This is a genomic window from Pseudomonas sp. SWI44, from assembly GCF_002947915.1.
GTDB lineage: Bacteria > Pseudomonadota > Gammaproteobacteria > Pseudomonadales > Pseudomonadaceae > Aquipseudomonas > Aquipseudomonas taiwanensis.
This window is the reverse complement of sequence record NZ_CP026674.1, coordinates 3421654-3444363: the sequence shown is the minus strand read 5'-3', so window position 1 is coordinate 3444363 and position 22710 is coordinate 3421654. Positions and strand designations below refer to the sequence as shown.

The following is a 22710-nucleotide window of genomic DNA, read 5'->3' as shown; positions in this document are numbered from 1 at the left end:
GACTTCGGCAGTACGGATTGCTGCGAGACTAGCGGGTAACTCGGCGTATTTGAAGATGATGGACGCTACAGGCACAAAAAAGACTACGACAAAAAGCAACAGCACCGATGGACAAAGGCTGGAGCGGGGGTTTGCCAGGGTATTCAGCACAATGATGGGGGGCTTATCGCTGGCCAGCCGATGCCCATGTGCAGCGCGACGACCTTGCGGGCGGCGGGGCCTGTGGCAAAAACAGAAACGCCCCGGCAAGCCGGGGCGTTCTGGGAGATAGCAAGGTGTTTTCAGGTTGGGGTTCAGCGTACCCCTGTCTGGCGCAGCGCAGCAGGCTGGAAGTCGGCCTTGCTGGCACTGAAGCCGAAGTCGTAGGCACGTTTTTCCTCGTTCTTCATGCCCAACGCCAGGTAACGGCCCGACTGCAGGTCGTAGATGGCTTCCAGGGTGTACCACGGCACCTGCACGTTGTAGTAGTCCTGGGAGTGGGCTTCGGAGACGCGCCACAGCTGGCCACGGCCGTCGTACTGGTCGATCACCGCCGCCTGCCAGGTGTCTTCGTCGATGTAGAAATCACGCTTGGCGTAGATGTGGCGCTGGCCAGGCTTGAGGGTCGCAACCACATGCCACACTCGGCGCAGCTCGTAACGCGCCAGGTCCTGGTTGATGTGACCGGCCTTGAGGATGTCGGCGTACTTGAGCTTCGGGTCATCGAGCTTGTAGGCGTTGGAGGCGATGAACATCTCCTTCTTGCCTTCGAGCTTCCAGTCGTAGCGGTCGGGTGCGCCGTTGTACATGTCCAGGTTGTCCGAGGTGCGCAGACCGTCGGCCGCGGTACCCGGGCCGTCGTAGGACACTTGCGGTGCCTGGCGAACACGACGCTGGCCGGCGTTGTAGATCCAGGCCTTGCGTGGCTCCTTCACCTGGTCCAGGGTTTCGTGCACCAGCAGTACGGTCCCCGCCAGGCGCGCCGGCGCGGTCACTTCCTGCTTGAAGTAGAACAGGATGTTGCCGGGGTTGTTCGGGTCGTAGTCCTTCATCTTGTCACGGAAGACGAACTGGTCCGCGAAGTACACCAGGCTGTAAGAGCCGTTCTGCTGCGGTGTGGCCTGGGTTACCAGACGGCTCACGCTGCCGCCGCGATAGCGAGTGATGTGGTTCCAGACCACTTCCAGGCCACTTTTCGGAATTGGGAATGGCACAGCGGTCTTGAAGTTGTTCAGACCATTGCCACCTTCGACCAGGGTGGTCTTGGTAGCGTTTTCCTTGATGGCGGCGAACACCTCATCAGGCACGGTGGCCCCGCGGTGGGTCGGGTAGACCGGGATCTTATAGGTGTCGGGGTAGCGCTTGAACATCGCTACCTGGCCGGGAGACAGCTTGTCCTTGTACTGGTCGACGTTCTGCGCGGTGATGGTGAACTTGGGCTTTTCGCTGCCGTACGGGTCCGACAGGAAGCCTTTGCTGTCGACACTGCCGGCAGTCTTGGACAGCGGCTGCCAGGCCGTGATCGAGCCGTCGGCGTTTCCGGCCTTCTCGGCGCCCATTGGGGTCAGGGTACTGCCCAGCTTGGCCGCTTCGTCGGCGGAAACCGCAGCCATGACGCTGGTCGCCAGCAGGGACAGGCCCAGTACCCCGGCTTTCAGCAGACTTTTGGTTGTTTTCATTGTCTGTCTCGTCCTGATTAGAAGTTCATGCCGAAGCTGAGGGCGACGAAGTCGCGATCATCCACGGTGGTGTACTTGCCGTCGAAGAAGTTGGTGTACGACAGGCTGGCGGTGTAGGTGTTCTGGTACTCGGCGTCCAGGCCGAGGCTGACTGCCTTGCGGCCTTCCTCGAAGTTGCCGCCTGGGCCTGGCGAGTAACCGTCGACGTCGTGGGACCACGCCACGCTGGGGCGCAGGTTCACGCCAGCGAAGACGTTGTTGTAGTCCCAGATGGCCCGCACGCGATAACCCCAGGAGTCGGACGTGGTGAAGCCATCGTTTTCACAGTAACGCGACAGGTTGTTCTGCGGACCACCGGCCAGCGTGCTGCCGTTGAGCGCCTGGCAGGTACCATTGGGCAGCGGACCCGGACCGTACACCGGGTCACGCCCGTAGCGCGCCTTGGAGGTGCTTTCCAGGCCACCGACGTGGGTCCAGCCAACCTCGCCCACCATGGTCAGGCGCTCCGCGCCCATGACCTGGTCGAAGAAGTGGGTGAAGGTGGTTTGCAGCTGGGTGATTTCCTTGCGGCGATAGCCTGGCTGGTCGGTGTCGGCCTTCCCTTCCAGGACCGAGGCATTGGGGTTGAGCGGGGTCAGGCCCGAGTAGAGGATATCGGTGGTGTTCAACTGCACCGGTGCGTTCGGCCGGTAGCTGATCTCGCCGCTCCACGCCGTGCCGGTGGGCAAGGTGGTGGAGAAGCTCAGGCCGTACAGGCGGATGTCCTCCGGATACTCCACGTAGTAGCTGGAGTTGCCCGCCACATACAGCGGCATCAGCGCCTGGAGCAGCGCCGGGTTGGTCGCGGCAGCGGCCGGAACGCCCGCTGCGATCAGTGCCCCGGCCAGGTTGCCTGGCTGGTAGAAGCCGGCAGCCGCGCCACGGCCGCTGAAGATCGGCGCACGGCTGTGGTAGTTCATGAAGTAACCACCGAACTCGGTGTTCAGCGGCTCGTACATATAGCGCAGGGCCACACCGAACTGGCCGCTGTCACGGGCGTCACGGTCGGCGTCACGCTTCACGATCACACCCTCGTCAGGCGAGCCCCAGGTCACGCCTTGCCCGGCCAGCGCATTCATGGCCGGGCCGGCGAATGGGCCGATCTGAGCGCCAAGGCGGCTCGCCACGGCATCCTGGGTGGCCAGCACCGCCAGGTTGTTGTTGCAACCATCGGCAATCACGTCGGGCTGGGAGAAGAAGGTGCCGCAGTTGTCGACGACGGTCTGGTCCCACTCCAGTTGGTAGAAGCCTTCCATGGTCAAGTTGTCGGTGACGCTTTGCGACAGGTAGAACATGTTGACCGGGATCAGGCCTTCCTTGATTTCCGCGCCAGGCCGGCGGAACGCCGAGACATCGATTGGGTTGATGGCGTTGATGCCGCCGCCGATGAAGGTACTTTCGCCCCAGCTCACGACCTGCTTGCCGAAACGAACGGTACCCGGCAAGTCACCCAGGCTGTAGTTGTGATAGATGAATGCGTCGAGGATTTCCCCGCCTGCGGACTTTGCACCTTCCTTGCGGTTGGAGTCACTGATGTCCTTGAACTCGCGGTGCTCGTCCTTCAGTTCGAAGTCGTACCAGTACTTGCCACGCACGAATACGCCCGTGTCGCCGTACTTGAGTTCGAGATCGTGAATACCCTTGAAGATCTTCGAGAAGGTCTCGCCCTTCTTGAAGTTCAGGTGGCCATCGTCGGAGGTCTGCGACAGCCCCCGGCCGCCATTGTTGACCCCGATGAGGTTCTTGTTAGGGTTGGCGGTCGACCAGCTGGCGCCAATGGAGAGCGACGAGTCGAACTGGCCTTCGATTTCTCCGATGTTGAAACTGACCGCGAAAGCTGGACTTGCGAGCGTAGAAGCGAGGCTGACGGCCAGGGGCAGCTTGGCCCGGCGCCAGAACAGGTTTGCAGATTTCATCGACGCTACTCCATGTACTTTTTTGTTATGGCAGTGAGTCCTTTCAGAAACGGCCCGTGCGACCGGTATGCAGGCGTTTACCTGCGGCGACACGTGTTGCGCATGTCGCCCTCCCCCATTCCTGAAAAATCCCCTGGCCTCGACTATAGCCAGCAGGCACAGGTGCTTGATCCCTCTAAAGTGTGATTTGCGTTCCGTGCCTGCGACGCGACCCGTGACAGTGATCACGGCGCGCCAGCAGAGCGAAGCATGGCGCATTTTCGCCGTTTGGCAAGGCGCTGCCTCTCTAGCATGCGGGTCGCGACCGTTTGGAGGCGACCCGCGACAGTGTTACAGGGTCGACAGGAACGCACTGTTACTGGCTTGCCACTGAACGATGTCCTGGCGGATACGCTTCTTGTCGAGCTTGCCGACACTGGTCTTGGGAATTTCAGTAACAACGGCGATCTGGCTTGGAATGGCCCACTTGTTGATATGACCTTCTTCGACGAACGGCTTGAGATGATCCTTGAGTCCCTTGGCATCGATTGCCTGCCCGTCGCGTACCACCAGCAAGGCAAATGGACGCTCGCCCCACTGCGGGTCGGCAACCCCCACTACCGCCACCTCGCGTACCGCCGGATGACGGCTGATCAGGTCCTCGAGGTCCAGCGACGAAATCCACTCGCCGCCAGTCTTGATCACGTCCTTGATGCGGTCGCGGATGTCGATGTAGCCCATGCCATCGAGGGTCGCCACATCACCGGTATGCAGCCAACCGCCCGCCCACAGCTCCTGGCTTTTTTCCGGTTCTTTGAAGTAGCCCATGGTCAGCCACGGCGCGCGCAGCACCAGCTCGCCCTGGGTCTCACCGTCGGCGGGGAGGAAATTGCCGTTGCCATCGACGATAGCGGCCTCCACCAACGGCACCGGCACACCGGCCTTGATCCGGTAGGTGACCCGTTCGTCCTCGCTGCCAGCCTGCAATTCGTCGTTCAGGTGCGCGGCGGAGATCAGCGGGCAGGTTTCGGACATGCCGTAGGCGGCCGTGAGCTGGATGCCACGGGCCAGGGCAGCGTCGTACAGGGAACGGTTGAGTGCGCTGCCGCCAATGATGATTTTCCAACCGCCGAAGTCCTCGCCTTGCGACGACGGACAGTTGAGCAGCATCTGCAAAATGGTCGGTACGCAGTGGGAGAAGGTGACTTTTTCCTCGCGCCACAACTTGACCAGCATGTCCGGTTCGTAACGCCCTGGGTACACCTGCTTCATGCCAAGCATGGTAGCGGCGTAGGGAATACCCCAGGCATGCACATGGAACATCGGTGTGATGGGCATGTACACGTCATTGCTGCCCAGCAGCCGCACGCTGTCGATGCTACCGGTGACCGAGGCTTCGGCCAGGGTGTGCAGCACCAGTTGCCGATGGGTGAAGTAAACCCCTTTGGGGTTACCCGTGGTGCCGGTGGTGTAGAACGTGGTGGCTACCGAGTGCTCGTCGAAGTCAGGGAAGTCGTAATGCGGGCTGGCGGCGGCCAGCAACTGTTCGTATTCGCCCACCAGGTTGGGCAAGTCGGCGGTTTTGTCCGGGCCGTCGGTCAGCAGCAGCGTCTTGTCGACTGTGGTCAGTTGCCCCGCGATAGCTTGGTAGAGGCCGACGAAGTCACTGTTGACCAGCACGAAGCGGTCTTCGGCATGGTTCATGGTGTAGAGGATCTGTTCGGGCGACAGGCGTACGTTGATGGTGTGCACCACTGCCCCGATCATCGGGATGGCGAACATGCATTCCAGGTAGCGGTGGCTGTCCCAGTCCATCACCGCGACAGTGTCGCCGGCCTTGACCCCGGCTTCGCTCAACACGTTCGCCAGCCGGGCGATCCGCTCGTTGAGTTGTGGATACGTCAGCCGCACCTGGTCGCGATAGACGATTTCGCGCGTCTTTTCGTAGCGGCTGCCCGACATCAGCAGGCGTTTGATCAGGAGCGGGAAGGCATAGGCGCCCTCGGCGGGCTTGATGATGCGAGTCTGCAGCATGGGTATCCCTTTTCTTGAAAGCGTGTCGGACAACTCTGATACCAACTCTAGTTGGCCAATGTGACGGCTAAATCAGCCAAAGGAATGATTTGGCTCAACCAAGGTATGAGTGGCATTGTTCGGGTGTTGGCCCTTCTCAACCCTCCACCGGAGCTTCCTGATGCCAAGCCCGCGTCGCGCCGTGTTTCTCGACCACCTGTCCCTGGACCTCGGTGACCTCGACCTGTCGCCGTTGCAAAGCCAGTTCGACGAATTCCAGCTGTTCGATTCGACCCGCCCTGACCAGGTAGCCGAACGCTTGCACGGTGCCATCGCAGTCATCAGCAACAAGGTCGTGCTCGACGCCGCGGCCATGGCCGCCAACCCGCAGCTCAGGCTGATCCTGGTGGCCGCGACCGGCACCAACAACGTCGACCTGGCGGCGGCCAGGGCCCAGGGCATTACCGTATGCAACTGCCAAGGCTACGGCACCCCTTCGGTGGCCCAGCACACCCTTGCCCTGCTGCTGGCCCTGGCCACGCGCCTGTGTGACTACAACCAGGCAGTAGCCGATGGCCGCTGGGCCAAGGCCAGCCAGTTCTGCCTGCTGGACTTCCCGATCGTTGAGCTTGAAGGCAAGACCCTCGGCCTGCTCGGTCACGGTGAACTGGGCGGTGCGGTGGCGCGCCTGGCCGAAGCTTTCGGCATGCGCGTGCTGAGCGGGCAGATCCCCGGTCGCCCGGCGCGGGACGACCGCCTGCCGCTGGACGAGCTGCTCCCGCAAGTCGATGCCCTGACCTTGCATTGCCCGCTGAACGAGCACACCCGGCACATGATCGGCGCCGATCAGCTGGCCCTGCTCAAACCCGGCGCGTTGGTGGTCAATACCGCACGCGGCGGCCTGATCGATGAACAGGCCCTGGCCGACGCCCTGCGCAGCGGTCACCTGGGCGGCGCTGCTACTGACGTGCTGAGCGTCGAGCCACCGGTCAACGGCAACCCGTTGCTGGCCACCGACATTCCCCGCCTGGTCATCACTCCGCACAGCGCCTGGGGCGCGGTGGAGTCACGCCAGCGCATCGTTGGCCAGCTCAGCGAAAACGCCCAGGCCTTTTTCGCCGGCCAGCCACGGCGCGTGGTCAGCTGAGCCGCACGCCGGCCTCTGCTACACTGCGCCACTTTTTTCAGGAGGCGTCGTCCATGGACCCGCGCAGTGAAGTATTGCTCCGCCAGGCGGACCTGTTCCAGGGGCCGCTGCTGATCGCCGGTGCGCCCGCCGACGACTTGCTCGGCCAGTTGCCCAGTGCCCATGGCTGGACCTGGCATGCGGGCGACCAGTCCGTGCTCGACAGCCGCTTCCCGGGGCGCAGCCATTACGCGGTGGAAGCGCCTGAGGTGGCATTCGAGGCGGCGGTGCTGTTCCTGCCCAAGTCCCGCGAGCTGGCCGCCTACTTGCTCAACGCCCTGGCTTCGCGCCTGAAAGGACGCGCGCTGTACCTGGTGGGCGAGAAGCGAGGCGGCATCGAAGGCGCGGCCAAACAGTTGCAGGCCTTCGGCAAGCCCCGCAAGCTCGACAGCGCCCGTCATTGCCAGCTGTGGCAAGTGACGGTGGAAAACGCCCCCGAGGCCAAACCGCTGGAAACCCTTGCCGAGCGCTTCGAACTGGACCTGGAGGATGGCCCCCTGCACGTGGTCAGCCTGCCGGGTGTGTTCAGCCATGGCCGACTCGACCGTGGCACCGCCCTGTTACTCAAGCACTTGGACGACCTGCCTGTGGGCCATGTGCTGGACTTCGGCTGTGGCGCCGGTGTGCTGGGGGCCACGGTCAAGCGACGCTACCCGCAAAGCAGCGTGACCTTGCTCGACGTCGATGCCTTCGCAGTGGCCGCCAGTCGCCTGACCCTGGCCGCCAACGGCCTGGAAGGTGAAGTGATCAGCGGTGACGGGATCGACGCAGCGCCCCGCGACCTGAGCTTGATCCTGAGCAACCCACCGTTCCACACCGGCGTCCATACCAATTACCAGGCATCGGAAAACCTGTTGAAAAAATCAGGCGAACACCTGCGAAAAGGCGGCGAAATCCGCCTTGTGGCCAACAGTTTCCTGCGCTATCAGCCGCTGATCGAAGCGGCCTTGGGCCAGTGTCACACGCTCGCCGAGGCGGATGGGTTCCGGATCTACAAAGCGACCCGCTGATAAAAACAGGGCTTGCCGAAACCGTTTCGACTAGGCAGAATCCGCACCGTCCTAGGGGAGTAGTCTCCCGCGAGCGCCCTGCTCGCCCGGTACGCGTCAACACACTTGGCCCACAGGCCATGGCGCGTGCGACCCATGATCTGCGCAGACAGGTCCAGGGTTTGACAAGACCTATGACACGCACACCTTACCCGGGGCGGGGAGGTCGTACGTGTCATAGCCGTGTCGACCCGCCCCCGTAGGAAACCTGATGCTGGAATCTTTGCTCGTACCCACCGCAATCGTTGCCCTGGCCGAAATCGGCGACAAGACGCAACTGCTCGCACTCATCCTCGCTGCACGCTTTCGCAAGCCCTGGCCAATCATCGCCGGCATCATTGCAGCCACGCTGGCCAACCATGCCGCTGCCGGCGCGGTAGGCGCCTGGGTCAGCGGGTTCTTCAGCGAGACGACGCTGCACTGGATTCTGGCCGCGAGCTTTGCCGCCACGGCGCTGTGGACCCTGGTACCGGACAAGATGGATGACGACGAGAATCCGGCCCGCCGTTTCGGGCCGTTCCTGACCACGCTGATCGCCTTCTTCCTCGCCGAAATCGGTGACAAGACACAGGTAGCCACCGTAATGCTGGCCGCTCAATATCCGCACCTGATCATGGTCATCATCGGCACCACCCTGGGCATGCTGATTGCCAACGTGCCGGTGGTACTGGCGGGTAACTTCGCGGCGGAGAAACTGCCGTTGGCGCTGATTCGTCGCCTGGCAGCTGCTGCGTTCTTCGTGCTGGCGATCGTCGCCGTCTACTCGGCGATGAAGGCCAGTGGCTGGGTGGGGTAAGGCAGTGCCCTGGGGCCGCGTTGCGGCCCCAGGCAACCTTACTTCTTGGCAGCTTCGTACAGCGGCATCACCTTCGGAATGGCCGCCTGCAACGAAGCGATCCGACTGCTGGACGCCGGGTGGGTGCTCATGAACTCGGGCGGTGCGCCTTCGGACGCCTTGCTCATCTTGTTCCACAGGGTGATCGCGGCATTCGGGTCGTAGCCGGCACGTGCCGAAAGCTCCAGGCCAATCAGGTCGGCCTCGTTCTCGTTGGCACGGCTGTTGGGCAACGTCATGGCGTAGTTCACCACGGTGTCGGCCAAGGCCATGCCGCTCTGGCCGAGGCCGAACAACGCGCCAGCACCCTGGCGGGCCATCTCGACCCCATAGGCCTTGGACATCGCTTCGCGGCTGTGCTCGCGCAGGGCGTGGGCGATTTCGTGGCCGACGACCGCGGCAATCTCGGCGTCGGTGAGCTTGAGCTTATCGATCAGGCCGGTGTAGACGATGATCTTACCGCCTGGGCCGCAGTTGGCGTTGAGCTCATCGCTCTTGATGACATTGACTTCCCATTTCCACTGCGCGGCATCCGGGCGGAAGATCGGCGCCTGGGCAATCAGACGGTCTGCGATGGCGCGAACCCGCTTGGCATCGCTGCTGGACTTGTCCAGCACACCCTTGCTCGAAGCCTCACCCAACGTTTGCTGGTAAGACTGCGCGTACATCTGATTGACCTCATCGGTCGAAAGCATACTGAACATGTACTGCTGGCGCTCGACACCGACGGCACCGCCGCTGGTGGTGTTCACCGCCTGGCAGCCAGCCAGCAGGATGCCAGCACTCAACAGGCTGACAACGAATGACTTACGCATGAAAACACTCCCTTTTTACATGCGGCGTATCCTAGGACGAGTCCCCTGCCCCTTGCCATAGCCGCAGGTAAGATTTATGCCGGGGTCAGACACTCGGGCGCATCCAGCTTCGGGTCGTTGACGAAATTGGCCAACGCCCGCTCGCGCAGGGTAACGGTCGGCAAAGCCAGCAACTCGTGCAACCGCAGCACCGGCGTGTCCGGATCCAGCCACGCCGCCTGCGCTGCCTCGTCGAGAATCAGCGGCCGGCGCTGGTTCATCGCTGCCTGGGTCACCACCGCGCAACTGAGCCACACCTGGTCCTGCACTGGATACGCCTCCCAGATCGCGGCGAAGTACAGCGACGAACCTTCTGCCGGCGTCAGCCAATACGGGCGCTTGCGCACCGAACCGCGCCACTCGTAGAAACCATTGGAAGGCATCAGGCACCGGCGCTGACGAAAGGCCTCACGGAACATCGGCTGTTCGGCGAGGGTTTCGGCGCGGGCATGGGCAGGCGTGCGGGAAAGGTCGGTAAGCCAGGCTGGGGTCAGCCCCCAGCGTGCCTTGTCCAGTTGCTGCCGACCGTCGAGCTGTCGCTGGATCAGCACCGAGTGGCCGGGGGAGATATTCCATTGCGCCGGCTGGCCGGCAGGGAAGCCCGGCAGGCTGGCAAGCGCCTGGGGCCAGCGAAACAGGGCATAACGTCCACACATGGGCGAATTCTGAACCTAGCAGATCAAGGTACCGGGAAAACTCTCCGGTTCGTCGCCGGCAAGCGGCTGGGCATCATTGTACGCTTCGATCAGATGCCGTGCGTAACCGGCCTGCTCATCCGGCACGGCAATGCCGAGCAGGCCGTATACCGGCAACTCGCCTACACCACCCACGAGGTCGCGCCCAATCAGGTGCACCTCGATGCCTTCGCTGGTCAGCATGCCCAACAGCATCTGCGCCTCCAGCAGGTTTTCCGGATCGTAGATTCTCTGCATCAGGCATCATCCTCGCGTCTGACGTCGAGCATCCATTCGTCACCGTGCACCTGCAGAATGAACACGACAGGCTGGCAACACACCTGGCAATCCTCGGTGTAGACCTGATCGCCACCGGACAGGTCGACTGTGGTTTCCACCCGTTCACCACAATAAGGACAATCGTAGAAGTCGGTTTCCAGCATCGCGGCCTCCGCAGTGACTTATGCGTATAATTGCCGGTCTGTTTACAGGGCCTGTGAGTGTCCGAGCCGTTTTTCGGACCCCATCCCTACTTTATTACCCTAGCCGTTTCCAACAAGAGAGCATGATGGGCGAATTCGATGCCATCCGACCGTACGACGACGCTGAGGTCCCTGCCGTTCTGGCACGCCTGCTCAGCGACCCGGCATTCCTCGATATCCTCACCCACTTCCGCTTCCCGCGTGCAGCGGGCCCGCTCGGCTGGCTGCTCAAGCCGCTGATCGCCCGCCGCCTGCGCAAGGAGTTCGCGGGCGTCACGTGCGTCGCGACCTTGCAGGACAAGGTCGAGTACTACGTCGACCACACCATCGAACGCGCCACCGACGGCGTGACCTATTCCGGCGTAGAGCAACTCAAGTCCGGTACGGCCTACCTGTTCCTGGCCAACCACCGCGACATCGTCATGGACCCGGCCTTCGTCAACTACGCGGTGTACCATGCCGGCCTGCCGACCCCGCGCATCGCCATTGGCGACAACCTGCTGCAAAAGCCCTTCGTCAGCGACATGATGCGCCTGAACAAGAGCTTCATCGTGCACCGTTCGCTGACCGGTCGCCGCGAAAAGCTGGCCGCCTACCAACTGCTCTCGGCCTATATCAACCACTCGATTCGTAATGACTGCGTATCGATCTGGATCGCCCAGGCCGAAGGCCGCGCCAAGGACGGTGACGATCGCACCGATTCGGCGATCCTCAAGATGTTCCACATGAGCCGCAAGGACGAGCCGTTCGGCGCAGTGATCCAGGGCCTGAACCTGATTCCGGTCTCGATCAGCTACGAGTATGACCCGTGCGACCTGGCCAAGGCGCGCGAGCTGTACATCCGCGCCACCACCGGCACCTACAAGAAGGCGCCTGGCGAAGATGACAACAGCATCGCCAAGGGCATCACTGGCTACAAAGGCCGGGTGCACATCAACTTCGCTCCGCCAGTGACCGAGTATTACGAAGACACCAAGCAGTTGGCGCAGGAAATCGACCGGCAGATCCTCGGCGGCTACCGGTTGTTCCCGGTGCACTACCTGGCCTACGCGATGTGGGCAGAGAAGGATGAAGCGCTGCACGTGCCGAGCGCCGAGACCCTGTTCCCGGCAGACGAACTGGCCCGAGCCAAGGAAGAGTGGCAGCGCCGGCTGGAGGCATGCCCTGAAGAGCAGCGACCGTACCTGATATTGCAGTATGCGACGCCAGTACGTAACCAGTATCAGGTCAAGCAGCAGGCGCCCGTGGCCTGATCGGCCGAACCCCATCGCCGGCGTGCCGGCGATGGCTCAGATCCAGGTGCTGAACCAGGACAGCAGCAGTGCCATGGCCAGGCAGGAAAAGCCCAGGATGTAGTAGTAGCGCGGCACGCGCAGGTCGAAAGCCTCCACCACGCCTTCGTCCATCGCCAGGCTTTCGCGGGTTACGGCTTCGCGCCGCCGGGCGCTGTGCAGCAACAATCCGCCCGGGCACGTCATCAACAGTGCCAGCAGATTGATCAGCTTGGTCGGGTGGGCAACCAGGAAGCCCCAGAGCACTTGCAACGACATCACGCAACCTCGGTTAGAACGACAGCGAAGGCCGGCATTCTACCCAACTCCGCTTGCACCGCCCGGCCCAGGCGACAAAGTGTCATGCGATTTCATGTCGAGGCCGTTTGAAACGTGTCGACCCCATCCCCGGCGAGCCGGCGATGGGGCCGATCGAGCCGAAGGTTACTCGCCCAGGACCTGGCCGATGGTCGGGTCCTTGAACAGGCGCGTGAGGGCATCGCTCAGCACGTCACCGACCAGCTTGGTGTTGGTTTCCTGATTCGGCGCCATGCCGAAACGCTGGTCCAGCGATGCACCGTAGCGGCCGCTGTAGCGACGGTTGGCATTGGACACGTCGGCACGGAAGGTGGCACCGATGGTAGCCTCGGTCACATACAGGTTGTCCTTGGGCGACTGGTATTTCAGCTCGGCCAGGGTCACGGTCAGTTGCGGTGCGTTGTAGGCGTTGGGGGTCGGGGTGAAGCCAAGCAGGCGCACGGCTGCTTCTGCCTGGGCTTGCAGCTTGGGCACGATGTCGTTGCCACTGACGCTGATGGTGCTGGTTTCAGGGTACATGCCACCGCGAGTACCCAGCGATTGCGAAGCCCGCCCATCGACGACCTTGACCACCACGGGCTGGCCATGACCGACCGGCGCGAGCTGGGCAGTGAGTTTGGGTTGCGGGCTGAGTTGTTGCGGGCTGTGGGCACAACCGACCAGGCTGAGGCTGGCCACGGCAATCAAACCGAACAACAGACGTTGCAACATGCGCGTTTCTCCAGAAAATGCGGCAAAGGCCCCCAGTATACTCAGCCAGGCCCTGACCAGTCATCGGCCTGCCCCGTCGTAAAGCCACTCTGGCACCCGACCAAAGCCGGGATTTGCACCCGCGCAAGCCCCCGATGGCACCCACGCACCGCATTTCCCAGACAAACGCTGCAATAAAAACTACGAATTACGACCTTTCTGCCCGCGACATCGTTATAATCTCCCCCCGATTATAAGGACGTCTCCTGATCGGGCCCCGCATTCGCCGATTGACCCCGGCACCTTCAACGCTTCGCCCACAGAGAGCCTTCCACTCAGGTCTTGCATCGGCTGTCGTGCCTGCTTTTCCGGCCCTTCGCACTGCATGAACCTGTGGGTTGCCATCGCGCAGTCCCCTTTTGAGGTTCACGTCTCCAAAAGAGCGTGAAAAAACGGTTTTTCACAACTTCACGAGAGTGTGGCGAGCAAATGAACAGTCTGGCATGTGTAAAAGCGGCAGATGTGTCCCGAACAGCCCTGAACAGGCGGCTAACGCGTTCATCCCGGATGGATGTCTGAGGTCGTTCCATAACGCACGCACGACACCTTGACCATTAGTCGAATTGCCGCACCTGTGGCAAGCGGCGTTCAATAGCCGAACCCGAAGACTGATTGGCGGTGTCCGCGGAAGTTGCAAGAACTGCGAAAAGTCGGACATGGCGATCCTGGCGACCCTGGGGTCCTATGCTGTCAATTAGGTAGCTGTAGATTGTGGAGACGCGTTAAATGGCGCAGAACGAATCGGTTGATGTGGTACTGGTAGGCGCGGGCATCATGAGTGCCACCTTGGCCGTACTGCTCAAGGAGCTTGACCCGACCCTGAAGCTTGAGGTCGTCGAGGCGATGGACTCCGGAGCCGCGGAAAGCTCCAACCCCTGGAACAACGCAGGTACCGGCCATGCCGGGCTGTGCGAGCTGAACTACACGCCCCAGGCCGCCGATGGCAGCATCGACATCAAGAAGGCCGTGCACATCAACACCCAGTTCGAGGTTTCGCGCCAGTTCTGGGCCTACCTGAGCAAAAAAGGCAGCTTCGGCTCGCCGCGCGCCTTCATCAACCCGGTGCCGCACCTGAGCTACGTCGAAGGTGACAAGGGTATCTCCTTCCTCAAGAAGCGCTTCGAGCTGCTCAAGCAGCACCATGCCTTCGCCGAGATGGAGTACACCGAAGACAAGGAAGTGATGAAAGAGTGGATGCCGCTGATGATGCCGGGCCGTCCGGCCGACCAGCGCATCGCCGCCACTCGCGTGCTCAAGGGCACCGACGTCAACTTCGGCGCCCTGACCAACAAGCTGCTCAAGCTGCTGAGCACCAGCCAGGACGCCCAGGTCAAGTACAGCAAGAAAGTCGTCGGCCTGCGCCGTAACGGCAGCGGCTGGACCGTCAGCATCAAGGACGTCAACAGCGGCGGCAGCCGTGAAGTGGACGCCCGTTTCGTCTTCCTCGGCGCCGGTGGCGCGGCCCTGCCGCTGCTGCAAATGTCCGGCATTCCGGAAAGCAAAGGTTTCGGCGGTTTCCCGGTGAGCGGCCAGTGGTTGCGCTGCGACAACCCGGAAATCGTCAAGCAACACCAGGCCAAGGTCTACAGCCAGGCCGCGGTTGGCGCGCCGCCCATGTCGGTACCGCACCTGGATACCCGTGTGGTAGATGGCAAGAAATCGCTGCTGTTCGGGCCGTACGCCGGCTTCACCACCAAGTTCCTCAAGCACGGCTCGCTCATGGACCTGCCGCTGTCTGTACGCATGGGCAACATCGGCCCGATGCTGGCGGTCGCGCGCGACAACATGGACCTGACCAAGTACCTGGTCAGCGAAGTGATGCAGTCGATGGAGCAACGCCTGGAATCCCTGCGTCGCTTCTACCCGCAGGCCAAAGCCGAGGACTGGCGCCTGGAAGTGGCCGGTCAGCGCGTGCAGATCATCAAGAAGGACCCGAAGAAAGGCGGCATCCTGCAGTTCGGTACCGAGCTGGTCTCGGCCCAGGACGGCAGCCTCGCAGCCTTGCTGGGTGCATCGCCAGGTGCTTCGGTGACCGTGTCGATCATGCTCGAACTGATCGAGCGCTGCTTCCCCGAGCAGGCCAAGGGCGCCTGGGCTGCCAAGCTCAAGGAGATCTTCCCGGCTCGCGAGAAGACCCTGGCCAACGATGCCGCGCTGTACCACAAGATCAGTGCCGACAACGATGCGGCCCTGGATCTGGTCGAAAGCAGCCCGGCCAAGCACTACGCCTGATCTGGCTGAAACGAAAAAACGCCCCTCGGGGCGTTTTTTTGTGTCTGCTCGCTGTGCCGCCTATACCGCCCTGCCCCTGTAGGAGCCGGCTCGCCGGTGATAGGGCCGGTTCAGGCGGCCGATCAGCCGCGGGCTTTATCGATGATCTCGATGTACTCCGGCGCATTGCGCTGGTCGGCGATCAACTCGACGAAGGTCTTGCCGTGCTCGTCCTTGCCGTCCAAGTCATGGCCGGCCTCGACGAAGAAACCGACAAAGCGCTCGAAATCGTCGACACGCAGACCACGATAGGCCTTGACCAGCTTGTGCAGCGACGGCGAGGTCACGCCATCGGCCGGCTCGAACTGAAGGAACGTCTTGACGTAGTCATCGCTGATCTCGTCACCAATCACCTGCTTCTTGTCTTTGCGCATTGCCGGCTCCAACTGGACCATCACGGGATTTCGAAGGCCGGCAGTTTACCCCCCTCAGGCGACAGGCCTCAACGCGTACGTACAGTGCCGGTGTGCAGGTCGGCCCAGACATGGCCGTTGGCGTAGGTCAGAAATTGCACGTAGACAGTTTCGTTACGCAGCAGGTCCATGACCACGCGATAATCGCTGACCGGGTAATTCAGGCTCAGCGTGCGGGTCTTTTCGTCGTACACCGGCTTCTTCAAACTCTTGCCGGCCTCACCGTCGAAGGTCAGCAGCACCTGGCCGATGGTCGCGCCCTTGCTCAGCGGCTTGCCCTTGAGGCGCATCTGCAGCGAGGCGGTGATCGGGATCGGTTGCTGGTCGGACTGACGTTGGGCTCCCACCACCACCGAGTAGTCGGTCACTTGCAGCAACTGCTGACCGGTCGGCGCTTCCTGGCGCAATGACAAGTCATCGGGTGGGAGAAACTGGCTGTGCAACGGTGCGGCGCAAAGCGGCAGGCTTACGACCAGCAACAGGGAAAGAATCGCACGCATGTGAGGCTCCTTGGCATGAAGGAGCACTCTAGCACGCCGGGTTTTGGCTGTACGGCCCTATTGCCGCGGATCGGCACCAGCACACGCCGGCGTCCTGGCTGGGCAGCACGCCTCAATCGAATTGCGCGATCATCCAGGCCAGGTATTGGGCCACGCCCTCGTCGCCTTCACGCGGCGCCCAGTGGGCATGCTCGCCTTCAGCCAAGGCCCGGTACGGCCCAGCCTTGCACTCGAACAGAATGCTGTCAGGCTCCAGTACGACCAGCCCGTGATAAAGCCCAGGCACAAGATCCACGCCCAGGCAGTCGCCACCGGCCTGCAGCACGCGCTTGTCGCATACCTGGCCGTCTTCATTGAAAATCAGCAGGCCCAGGCGCCCCTTGAGCACCAGCAGGGTTTCAGCCTTGTCGGCGCTCAGGTGCCGGTGCGGCGCGATGTAGGTGGAGGGCTGCAAGCCGACCGCCACCCGGTGGCACGGCTCATCCATTTCATGAAAGGTGTGATGATGCCGCTGGCGCGGCACCTCGGCGGCTGTGCTGGCCAGCCTGGCGAACAGCGTTTGGTCGATGAACTCAGGCCGGCGCATGCTTACAACCCCTTGACCGCGAAGATGCCGTTGGCGTTGCGCCAGTAGCCCTTGTAGTCCATACCATAGCCGAAGATGTAGCGATCGACGCATGGCAGGCCGACATAGTTGGCCTTGAGGTCCGGGCTGGCCTTGCGGTCGTGGTCCTTGTCGATCAGCACGGCAGTGTGCACCGAACGGGCGCCGGCATGCTTGCAGAAGTCGATGATGGCGCTGAGGGTGTGGCCTTCGTCGAGAATGTCATCGACGATCAACACGTCGCGGTCGATGAACGACACTTCCGGCTTGGCCTTCCAGAACAGCTCGCCACCGCTGGTTTGATTGCGGTAGCGGGTAGCGTGCAGGTAAGAGGCTTCGAGTGGGAACTGCAGGTGGGTCAGCAGCTTGCCGGCGAAGATCAGGCCACCGTTCATCACGCAGAAAACCACCGGGTTCTTGTCGTGCAGGTCCTTGCAGATCTGCTCGCCGACTTTGGCGATGGCCGCCTCGACCTCAGCTTCGTTGTACAGGCAGTCTGCTTCGCGCATGACTTGACGGATGTGCTCGAGATCAGCGGACATGGCGCTCTCCAGGGGGTGCATTTTGGAAAAGCGGGCAAAGGTACGCATCCGCTCGTCCCGAATCAAGCATTTATGGACTAACGTCCAGAATGACTGCACGACAGCACAGGCTGAATAGATTAATCTAGCGCGGTTTTTTTGCCCGCCTTTCGGAGCCCCCCTATGCCCACTCGTGAGATCCGCCATCCGCTGATCCGCCATAAGCTCGGCCTGATGCGCCGTGCCGATATCAGCACCAAGAATTTTCGCGAACTCGCCCAGGAAGTCGGCGCGCTTCTGACCTACGAAGCCACCCAGGACCTGCCGCTCGAAACCTACGAAATCGACGGTTGGTGTGGCAAGGTCCAAGTGGAAAAAATCGCCGGCAAGAAGATCACCGTGGTGCCAATCCTGCGGGCCGGTATCGGCATGCTCGACGGCGTGCTCAGCCTGATTCCGGGCGCCAAGGTCAGCGCCGTGGGCGTTGCGCGCAACGAAGAAACCCTCGAAGCGCACACTTACCTGGAAAAGCTCGCCCCGGACATCAACCAGCGCCTGGCCCTGATCATCGACCCGATGCTGGCCACCGGCGGCTCGATGGTCGCCACCATCGACCTGCTGAAGAAGGCCGGCTGCAAGGAAATCCGCGCCATGGTCCTGGTCGCCGCGCCAGAGGGCATCGAGGTGGTGGAAAAAGCCCACCCGGACGTCCAGATCTACACCGCGTCGATCGACCAGCACCTGAACGAGCACGGTTACATCGTTCCAGGCCTGGGCGACGCTGGCGACAAGATCTTCGGCACCAAGCAGAAGGACGCCTGACCATGCAGGACGGCTTCAACGACCCGCTCTGGCGCCAGGTCGTTTCGGGCGCGCAGATGCTCTTCGTGGCATTCGGCGCGCTGGTGCTGATGCCACTGATCACCGGCCTCGATCCGAACGTCGCGCTGTTCACCGCAGGCATCGGCACCTTGCTGTTCCAGTTGGTCACCGGTCGGCAAGTGCCGGTATTCCTGGCGTCGAGCTTTGCCTTCATCACCCCGATCATTCTCGCCAAGGGCCAGTTCGGCCTGGCCGAGACCATGGGCGGCGTGATGGCCGCAGGCTTCGTGTACACCTTCATGGGCCTGATGGTGAAGATCAAGGGCACCGGTTTCATCGACCGCATGCTGCCGCCTGTGGTCATCGGCCCGGTGATCATCTCCATTGGCCTGGCCATGGCCCCGATCGCCGCGAACATGGCCATGGGCAAGGCCGGTGACGGCAGTGTGCTGCTGCCGTACAAGACCGCCATGCTGATCTCCATGCCGGCACTGCTGACCACCCTGATCGTCGCCGTGTTCGGCAAGGGTATCTTCCGCCTGGTGCCGATCATCGCCGGTGTACTGGTGGGCTTCGCCCTGTCGTTCGCCTTCGGCGTGGTCGATACCGCCAAGATCGCCGCCGCGCCATGGCTGGAGCTGCCCAACTTCACCGCGCCCGCGTTCAACTGGCAGGCCATCCTGTTCATCGTGCCCGTGGCGCTGGCCCCGGCCATCGAACACATCGGCGGCGTGATCGCCGTCGGTAGCGTGACCGGTCGCGACTACCTGAAGAAGCCAGGTCTGCACCGCACCTTGCTGGGCGATGGCCTGGCGACCACCGCGGCCGGCCTGTTCGGTGGCCCGCCCAATACCACCTACGCCGAAGTGACTGGCGCGGTGATGCTGACCAAGAACTACAACCCGAAGATCATGACCTGGGCGGCGATCTTCGCCATCAGCCTGGCCTTCATCGGCAAGTTCGGCGCATTGCTGCAGAGCATTCCGGTTCCGGTGATGGGCGGCATTCTCTGCCTGTTGTTCGGCTCGATCGCGGCGGTAGGCATGAACACCATGATCCGCCACAAGATCGACCTGGCCGAGGCGCGCAACCTGGTGATCGTGTCGGTAACGCTGGTGTTCGGTATCGGCGGCGTGTTGATCGGCAGCGGCGACGGCCCGGACGACTGGGGCCTCAAGGGCATTGCCCTGTGCGCCATCGTGGCCATTGCGCTGAACCTGATTCTGCCGGGCAACGACAGCTGGAAGCACAAGAAACTGGACGACCAGTTGCCCTGAGTGACTGAGCCCCCATCGCCGGCAAGCCGGCTCCTACGGGAGCCGGTTCACGGCTGAGAGAGGGGGGCGCAAACGCCTTATGCCTTCTCGCACATTCCCGCCAGCACCCTCACCCACTCCGGGTGGTCATTCAGGCAAGGCACCAGCACCAACTCCCCGCCCCCCGCCTCGACAAACTGCTCACTCCCCCGCTGGCCAATTTCCTCCAGCGTTTCAATGCAGTCGGCCACGAATGCCGGGCACATCACCAACAGCTTCCTCACACCGGCCTTGCCCAGTTCGTCCAGACGCGTTTCGGTGTAGGGCTCGATCCATTTGGCCCGCCCCAGGCGAGACTGGAACGACACTGACCATTTGCCATCCGGGAGGCCCATCCTGGCTGCAAACGCCTTGGCCGTGGCCAGGCACTGCCCGCGATAGCACACCGCGCGCATTTCGGCGCTGGCGTCCTTGCAGCAATCGGCGGCCTGGAAATCGTGCTGGCCGGTCGGATCGAGCTTTTTCAAATGGCGCTCTGGCAGGCCATGGAAACTCAGCAACAGGTGATCGTAGTCCTGCTGCAGATAAGGCTTGGCACTGGCCACCAGGGCGTCGATGTACTCGGGGTGATCGTAGAACGGTTGCAGCACACGCATCTGCAAGGGCAATTGCTTATCGGCAATCGTCTGGTTCGCCAGCGTCACCACGGTGGTGACCGTGCTGTCGGCAAACTGGGGATACAGTGGCGCCAGGGTAACCTTGCGCACCCCCTGTGCGGCCAATCGCGCCAGCACATCGGGCAATGCCGGCTCGCCGTAGCGCATGGCAATTTCAACGGGGCCGTGGGGCCAGTGCTCGACCATGGCCGCCTGCAAGCGTCGGGTCAGCACCACCAGAGGCGAACCCTCGTCCCACCAGATCGAGGCATAGGCATGGGCCGACTGCTCCGGGCGCTTGATCAGGATCAGCGATACCAGCAGACGCCGCACCGGCCACGGCAGGTCGATCACATAAGGGTCCATCAGGAACTGGTTGAGGTAACGGCGTACATCGGCCACCGAGGTGCTGGCGGGTGAACCCAGGTTGACCAGTAGCAGGGCGTGATCGGTCATGCAGCGTCCTATGTCAGAGGCGGCTGGACAGGCTGTCCAGCGCCGATTGCAGATCGTTGAAACGGAACGTGAAGCCCGCCGCCAGCAAGCGCGCTGGGCGGGCCCGTTGGCCGCCGAGCAGCAGGATCGACAACTCGCCCAGGCCTGCCTTCAGCAGCAGCCTGGGTACCGGCAGCACTGCTGGCCGGTGCAGGGTCCGGCCCAGACGCCTGGCGAACTCGCGGTTGCGCACAGGTTCAGGGGCGCAGGCATTATAAGGACCGCTAGCGTCCTTATGCTTCAACAGAAAATCAATCAAGGCGATTTCATCGTCTATGTGGACCCAGGGCATCCACTGCCGGCCATCGCCCAAAGGCCCGCCCAGGCCGAGTTTGAACGGCAGGCGCAGGCGCGACAAAAAGCCGCCATCGGCAGCCAGTACCAAGCCGGTTCGCACCAGCACCACACGTATGCCCAAGGCTTGGGCGCGCGATGCGGTTTCTTCCCAGGCGATGCACAGCTGGCTGGCGAAATCCTCACGCACAGGCGGCGAGGACTCGGTCAGCTCACGCTCACCGCCATCTCCGTACCACCCCACGGCGGACCCTGAAACCAGCACCTCGGGACGTTGTGCCCTGGCCTCGAGCCAGGCCAGCAATTGTTCGGTCAGGGTGACCCGGCTGGCCCAGAGCACGCTGCGCCGGCCCGCCGTCCAAGGTCGGTCCGCAATGGGCGCGCCGGCCAGATTGACCACCGCATCAAGCACTTCGTCGGCGGCCAGGTCTTCCAGCCGGGCTATCCCACGCACCCCACTGCCACACAACCTGGGCACTTGTTCGGGGCGGCGGCTCCAGACCGTGAGACGATGACCCTGGCTTGACCAGAGTTGGCACAGGTGCTGGCCAATCAAGCCGGTACCGCCTGTCAGCAATATATGCATGGCTGTGTCCTCGTGGAGTGCCGCTGTGGTCTATTTTTAAGATCAAGGCACTTTCCTGACCAGATGTTTGACCCAACGCTCTCGTTAAACATAGGCCACCCTGTTCCATGAAGCAGCATAACCTTATACAAAAATTATGCATTGTACAGGTTTGCCTGACAGCGTAGTCTGCGTAACAGCACGGTTCGAAGAGGCCATCATGACAGTACCAATCGCTATCATCGGTGCCGGCATAGCCGGCCTGTCCGCCGCCCAGGCCTTGCAGAAGGCCGGGCAGGCCGTCCATTTGTTCGACAAGGGCCATGGCAGTGGCGGTCGCATGGCCAGCAAACGCAGTGAGGCCGGTGCGCTCGATCTGGGCGCCCAGTACTTCACTGCCCGCGATCGACGCTTCGTCGAGCAGGTGCAACAGTGGGTCGCCAACGGCTGGGCCGCGCAATGGAAGCCGCAGTTGTACAACTACCGCGACGGCGAACTGACCCCCTCCCCCGACGAGCAGACCCGCTGGGTCGGCGTGCCTCGCATGAGCGCGATCACCCGTGGGCTACTCAAGGATGTGACAGTCAACTTCGGCTGCCGCATCGCCGAGGTCTTCCGTGGCAAACAGTTCTGGCACCTGCAGGACACCGAAGGCTGCAGCCATGGTCCCTACAGCCGCGTGGTCATCGCAGTGCCGGCGCCTCAGGCCACTCCGCTGCTTGCCGCTACGCCCAAGCTCGCCGCCGTCGCGGCAGGGGTGACGATGGAGCCGACCTGGGCCATTGCCCTGGGCTTCCAGACACCCTTGGACACCCCGATGCAAGGCTGCTTCGTCCAGGACAACCCGCTCGACTGGCTGGCCCGTAATCGCAGCAAGCCAGGACGGGACGGGCATCTCGATACTTGGGTCCTGCACGCCACCTCCACCTGGAGCAGACACCACATCGACCTGCACAAGGACGAAGTGATCGAACAACTGTTGGGAGAGTTCGCCGAGTTGATCGGTTGCGTGGTGCCACCTCCGACGTTCTCCCTCGCCCACCGCTGGCTGTACGCGCGCCCAGCGGGCAATCACGAATGGGGCGCCCTGGCCGATGCCGACCAAGGCCTGTATGCCTGTGGCGATTGGTGCCTGTCCGGACGGGTCGAAGGTGCCTGGCTCAGTGGCCAGGAGGCCGCACGCCGCCTTCTGGAACACCTTGAGTAAGCGAGCGCTAAACCTATACAAAAAAACCAGGTTGCATAAATTTCTGGTTGTGCTGGAATAGCCTTGTACACACATTTATTTC

The 22710-nt window shown here is 62.4% G+C and carries 23 protein-coding genes and 1 riboswitch; of the genes, 8 read left to right on the top strand and 15 right to left on the bottom strand.

All coding sequences use genetic code 11. The features are described 5' to 3' along the window. Positions 1 to 293 precede the first annotated feature (293 nt). The 3 genes from C4Q26_RS16285 to C4Q26_RS16270 form a co-directional block, all read right to left on the bottom strand. Positions 294 to 1658, bottom strand: a complete 1365-nt coding sequence (locus tag C4Q26_RS16285) for a DUF1329 domain-containing protein (protein ID WP_027907455.1) — start codon at positions 1656 to 1658, stop codon at positions 294 to 296. Between the two features lie 17 nt (positions 1659 to 1675). After that, positions 1676 to 3613, bottom strand: a complete 1938-nt coding sequence (locus tag C4Q26_RS16280; RefSeq protein WP_023382323.1) for a DUF1302 domain-containing protein — start codon at positions 3611 to 3613, stop codon at positions 1676 to 1678. Positions 3614 to 3943: 330 nt separating this feature from the next. Further along, positions 3944 to 5626 (bottom strand): fatty acid--CoA ligase, encoded by a 1683-nt coding sequence (locus C4Q26_RS16270; RefSeq protein WP_023382324.1) that lies wholly within the window; start codon positions 5624 to 5626, stop codon positions 3944 to 3946. A 160-nt stretch (positions 5627 to 5786) separates the two neighbouring features. Here C4Q26_RS16270 and C4Q26_RS16265 point away from each other — a divergent pair, with 160 nt between their 5' ends. The 3 genes from C4Q26_RS16265 to C4Q26_RS16255 all read left to right on the top strand — a co-directional run bounded on the left by C4Q26_RS16265 (position 5787) and on the right by C4Q26_RS16255 (position 8636). Further along, positions 5787 to 6752, top strand: coding sequence for a 2-hydroxyacid dehydrogenase (locus C4Q26_RS16265; protein WP_023382325.1), 966 nt, complete (start codon positions 5787 to 5789; stop codon positions 6750 to 6752). 53 nt (positions 6753 to 6805) lie between these two features. Continuing rightward, complete coding sequence (locus C4Q26_RS16260) at positions 6806 to 7801, top strand: class I SAM-dependent methyltransferase (protein ID WP_104883316.1); 996 nt, start codon at positions 6806 to 6808, stop codon at positions 7799 to 7801. A 42-nt stretch (positions 7802 to 7843) separates the two neighbouring features. Further along, positions 7844 to 7963, top strand: a riboswitch (yybP-ykoY riboswitch). Between the two features lie 91 nt (positions 7964 to 8054). Then, the gene (locus tag C4Q26_RS16255) at positions 8055 to 8636 is read left to right on the top strand and encodes a TMEM165/GDT1 family protein (protein ID WP_177325268.1); all 582 of its coding nucleotides are present in this window, start codon (positions 8055 to 8057) and stop codon (positions 8634 to 8636) included. Positions 8637 to 8674: 38 nt separating this feature from the next. Here the strand turns inward: C4Q26_RS16255 and C4Q26_RS16250 are convergent, their stop codons facing one another. The 4 genes from C4Q26_RS16250 to C4Q26_RS16235 all read right to left on the bottom strand — a co-directional run bounded on the left by C4Q26_RS16250 (position 8675) and on the right by C4Q26_RS16235 (position 10646). Continuing rightward, entirely contained in the window at positions 8675 to 9490 is an 816-nt protein-coding gene (locus C4Q26_RS16250; protein WP_023382328.1) for a M48 family metallopeptidase, read from the bottom strand. A gap of 74 nt (positions 9491 to 9564) precedes the next feature. Further along, entirely contained in the window at positions 9565 to 10185 is a 621-nt protein-coding gene (locus C4Q26_RS16245; RefSeq protein WP_104883315.1) for an SOS response-associated peptidase, read from the bottom strand. A 15-nt stretch (positions 10186 to 10200) separates the two neighbouring features. Beyond that, positions 10201 to 10461 (bottom strand): putative signal transducing protein, encoded by a 261-nt coding sequence (locus tag C4Q26_RS16240; RefSeq protein WP_023382330.1) that lies wholly within the window; start codon positions 10459 to 10461, stop codon positions 10201 to 10203. Further along, a complete protein-coding gene (locus C4Q26_RS16235) occupies positions 10461 to 10646 on the bottom strand; it encodes a CPXCG motif-containing cysteine-rich protein (protein ID WP_023382331.1) in 186 nt (61 codons plus the stop codon). Before C4Q26_RS16235 ends, C4Q26_RS16240 begins: the two co-directional genes overlap by 1 nt. Positions 10647 to 10768: 122 nt before the next feature. On the opposite strand from C4Q26_RS16235, the gene C4Q26_RS16230 reads away from it, so the two are divergent. Then, positions 10769 to 11938: a 1-acyl-sn-glycerol-3-phosphate acyltransferase gene (locus C4Q26_RS16230; protein WP_162144447.1), complete on the top strand. Its 1170-nt coding sequence runs from the start codon at positions 10769 to 10771 to the stop codon at positions 11936 to 11938. A gap of 36 nt (positions 11939 to 11974) precedes the next feature. Here the strand turns inward: C4Q26_RS16230 and C4Q26_RS16225 are convergent, their stop codons facing one another. Together C4Q26_RS16225 and C4Q26_RS16220 are read right to left on the bottom strand one after the other, a co-directional pair. After that, positions 11975 to 12235 carry a hypothetical protein gene (locus C4Q26_RS16225; protein WP_023382333.1) on the bottom strand — a complete coding sequence of 87 codons (261 nt, stop codon included), beginning with the start codon at positions 12233 to 12235 and terminating at the stop codon, positions 11975 to 11977. A gap of 165 nt (positions 12236 to 12400) precedes the next feature. Beyond that, complete coding sequence (locus C4Q26_RS16220) at positions 12401 to 12985, bottom strand: YajG family lipoprotein (protein ID WP_023382334.1); 585 nt, start codon at positions 12983 to 12985, stop codon at positions 12401 to 12403. A 765-nt stretch (positions 12986 to 13750) separates the two neighbouring features. Between C4Q26_RS16220 and mqo the strand changes: the two genes are divergently transcribed. Then, a complete protein-coding gene (mqo, locus tag C4Q26_RS16215) occupies positions 13751 to 15256 on the top strand; it encodes a malate dehydrogenase (quinone) (protein WP_023382335.1) in 1506 nt (501 codons plus the stop codon). A 122-nt stretch (positions 15257 to 15378) separates the two neighbouring features. Here mqo and C4Q26_RS16210 read toward each other — a convergent pair whose 3' ends face one another. The 4 genes from C4Q26_RS16210 to C4Q26_RS16195 all read right to left on the bottom strand — a co-directional run bounded on the left by C4Q26_RS16210 (position 15379) and on the right by C4Q26_RS16195 (position 17354). Beyond that, the gene (locus C4Q26_RS16210) at positions 15379 to 15669 is read right to left on the bottom strand and encodes a PA4642 family protein (protein ID WP_023382336.1); all 291 of its coding nucleotides are present in this window, start codon (positions 15667 to 15669) and stop codon (positions 15379 to 15381) included. Between the two features lie 68 nt (positions 15670 to 15737). Next, positions 15738 to 16208 carry a hypothetical protein gene (locus C4Q26_RS16205; protein ID WP_023382337.1) on the bottom strand — a complete coding sequence of 157 codons (471 nt, stop codon included), beginning with the start codon at positions 16206 to 16208 and terminating at the stop codon, positions 15738 to 15740. A 112-nt stretch (positions 16209 to 16320) separates the two neighbouring features. Then, the gene (locus C4Q26_RS16200) at positions 16321 to 16794 is read right to left on the bottom strand and encodes a WbuC family cupin fold metalloprotein (RefSeq protein WP_023382338.1); all 474 of its coding nucleotides are present in this window, start codon (positions 16792 to 16794) and stop codon (positions 16321 to 16323) included. Between the two features lie 2 nt (positions 16795 to 16796). Next, on the bottom strand, positions 16797 to 17354 hold the full coding sequence (locus C4Q26_RS16195; protein WP_023382339.1) for a hypoxanthine-guanine phosphoribosyltransferase: 558 nt from the start codon (positions 17352 to 17354) through the stop codon (positions 16797 to 16799). A 162-nt stretch (positions 17355 to 17516) separates the two neighbouring features. Here C4Q26_RS16195 and upp point away from each other — a divergent pair, with 162 nt between their 5' ends. Continuing rightward, positions 17517 to 18155 (top strand): uracil phosphoribosyltransferase, encoded by a 639-nt coding sequence (upp, locus tag C4Q26_RS16190; RefSeq protein WP_023382340.1) that lies wholly within the window; start codon positions 17517 to 17519, stop codon positions 18153 to 18155. A gap of 2 nt (positions 18156 to 18157) precedes the next feature. Continuing rightward, positions 18158 to 19432: a uracil-xanthine permease family protein gene (locus tag C4Q26_RS16185; protein WP_023382341.1), complete on the top strand. Its 1275-nt coding sequence runs from the start codon at positions 18158 to 18160 to the stop codon at positions 19430 to 19432. Positions 19433 to 19509: 77 nt separating this feature from the next. On the opposite strand, the gene hemH is transcribed toward C4Q26_RS16185, so the two are convergent. Continuing rightward, positions 19510 to 20523 (bottom strand): ferrochelatase, encoded by a 1014-nt coding sequence (gene hemH, locus C4Q26_RS16180; protein WP_104883314.1) that lies wholly within the window; start codon positions 20521 to 20523, stop codon positions 19510 to 19512. A gap of 13 nt (positions 20524 to 20536) precedes the next feature. Next, positions 20537 to 21442, bottom strand: coding sequence for a TIGR01777 family oxidoreductase (locus tag C4Q26_RS16175; protein ID WP_023382343.1), 906 nt, complete (start codon positions 21440 to 21442; stop codon positions 20537 to 20539). 199 nt (positions 21443 to 21641) lie between these two features. Here C4Q26_RS16175 and C4Q26_RS16170 point away from each other — a divergent pair, with 199 nt between their 5' ends. Then, on the top strand, positions 21642 to 22628 hold the full coding sequence (locus tag C4Q26_RS16170; protein ID WP_023382345.1) for an NAD(P)/FAD-dependent oxidoreductase: 987 nt from the start codon (positions 21642 to 21644) through the stop codon (positions 22626 to 22628). Positions 22629 to 22710: the final 82 nt, after the last annotated feature.

Bases quoted from the DNA above. Each gene is read 5' to 3' on its own strand.
- C4Q26_RS16285 (WP_027907455.1), bottom strand. From the start codon at position 1,658: ATGAAAACAACCAAAAGTCTGCTGAAAGCCGGGGTACTGGGCCTGTCC.
- C4Q26_RS16280 (WP_023382323.1), bottom strand. From the start codon at position 3,613: ATGAAATCTGCAAACCTGTTCTGGCGCCGGGCCAAGCTGCCCCTGGCC.
- C4Q26_RS16270 (WP_023382324.1), bottom strand. From the start codon at position 5,626: ATGCTGCAGACTCGCATCATCAAGCCCGCCGAGGGCGCCTATGCCTTC.
- C4Q26_RS16265 (WP_023382325.1), top strand. From the start codon at position 5,787: ATGCCAAGCCCGCGTCGCGCCGTGTTTCTCGACCACCTGTCCCTGGAC.
- C4Q26_RS16260 (WP_104883316.1), top strand. From the start codon at position 6,806: ATGGACCCGCGCAGTGAAGTATTGCTCCGCCAGGCGGACCTGTTCCAG.
- C4Q26_RS16250 (WP_023382328.1), bottom strand. From the start codon at position 9,490: ATGCGTAAGTCATTCGTTGTCAGCCTGTTGAGTGCTGGCATCCTGCTG.
- C4Q26_RS16245 (WP_104883315.1), bottom strand. From the start codon at position 10,185: ATGTGTGGACGTTATGCCCTGTTTCGCTGGCCCCAGGCGCTTGCCAGC.
- C4Q26_RS16240 (WP_023382330.1), bottom strand. From the start codon at position 10,461: ATGCAGAGAATCTACGATCCGGAAAACCTGCTGGAGGCGCAGATGCTG.
- C4Q26_RS16235 (WP_023382331.1), bottom strand. From the start codon at position 10,646: ATGCTGGAAACCGACTTCTACGATTGTCCTTATTGTGGTGAACGGGTG.
- C4Q26_RS16230 (WP_162144447.1), top strand. From the start codon at position 10,769: ATGATGGGCGAATTCGATGCCATCCGACCGTACGACGACGCTGAGGTC.
- C4Q26_RS16225 (WP_023382333.1), bottom strand. From the start codon at position 12,235: ATGTCGTTGCAAGTGCTCTGGGGCTTCCTGGTTGCCCACCCGACCAAG.
- C4Q26_RS16220 (WP_023382334.1), bottom strand. From the start codon at position 12,985: ATGTTGCAACGTCTGTTGTTCGGTTTGATTGCCGTGGCCAGCCTCAGC.
- mqo (WP_023382335.1), top strand. From the start codon at position 13,751: ATGGCGCAGAACGAATCGGTTGATGTGGTACTGGTAGGCGCGGGCATC.
- C4Q26_RS16210 (WP_023382336.1), bottom strand. From the start codon at position 15,669: ATGCGCAAAGACAAGAAGCAGGTGATTGGTGACGAGATCAGCGATGAC.
- C4Q26_RS16205 (WP_023382337.1), bottom strand. From the start codon at position 16,208: ATGCGTGCGATTCTTTCCCTGTTGCTGGTCGTAAGCCTGCCGCTTTGC.
- C4Q26_RS16200 (WP_023382338.1), bottom strand. From the start codon at position 16,794: ATGCGCCGGCCTGAGTTCATCGACCAAACGCTGTTCGCCAGGCTGGCC.
- C4Q26_RS16195 (WP_023382339.1), bottom strand. From the start codon at position 17,354: ATGTCCGCTGATCTCGAGCACATCCGTCAAGTCATGCGCGAAGCAGAC.
- upp (WP_023382340.1), top strand. From the start codon at position 17,517: ATGCCCACTCGTGAGATCCGCCATCCGCTGATCCGCCATAAGCTCGGC.
- C4Q26_RS16185 (WP_023382341.1), top strand. From the start codon at position 18,158: ATGCAGGACGGCTTCAACGACCCGCTCTGGCGCCAGGTCGTTTCGGGC.
- hemH (WP_104883314.1), bottom strand. From the start codon at position 20,523: ATGACCGATCACGCCCTGCTACTGGTCAACCTGGGTTCACCCGCCAGC.
- C4Q26_RS16175 (WP_023382343.1), bottom strand. From the start codon at position 21,442: ATGCATATATTGCTGACAGGCGGTACCGGCTTGATTGGCCAGCACCTG.
- C4Q26_RS16170 (WP_023382345.1), top strand. From the start codon at position 21,642: ATGACAGTACCAATCGCTATCATCGGTGCCGGCATAGCCGGCCTGTCC.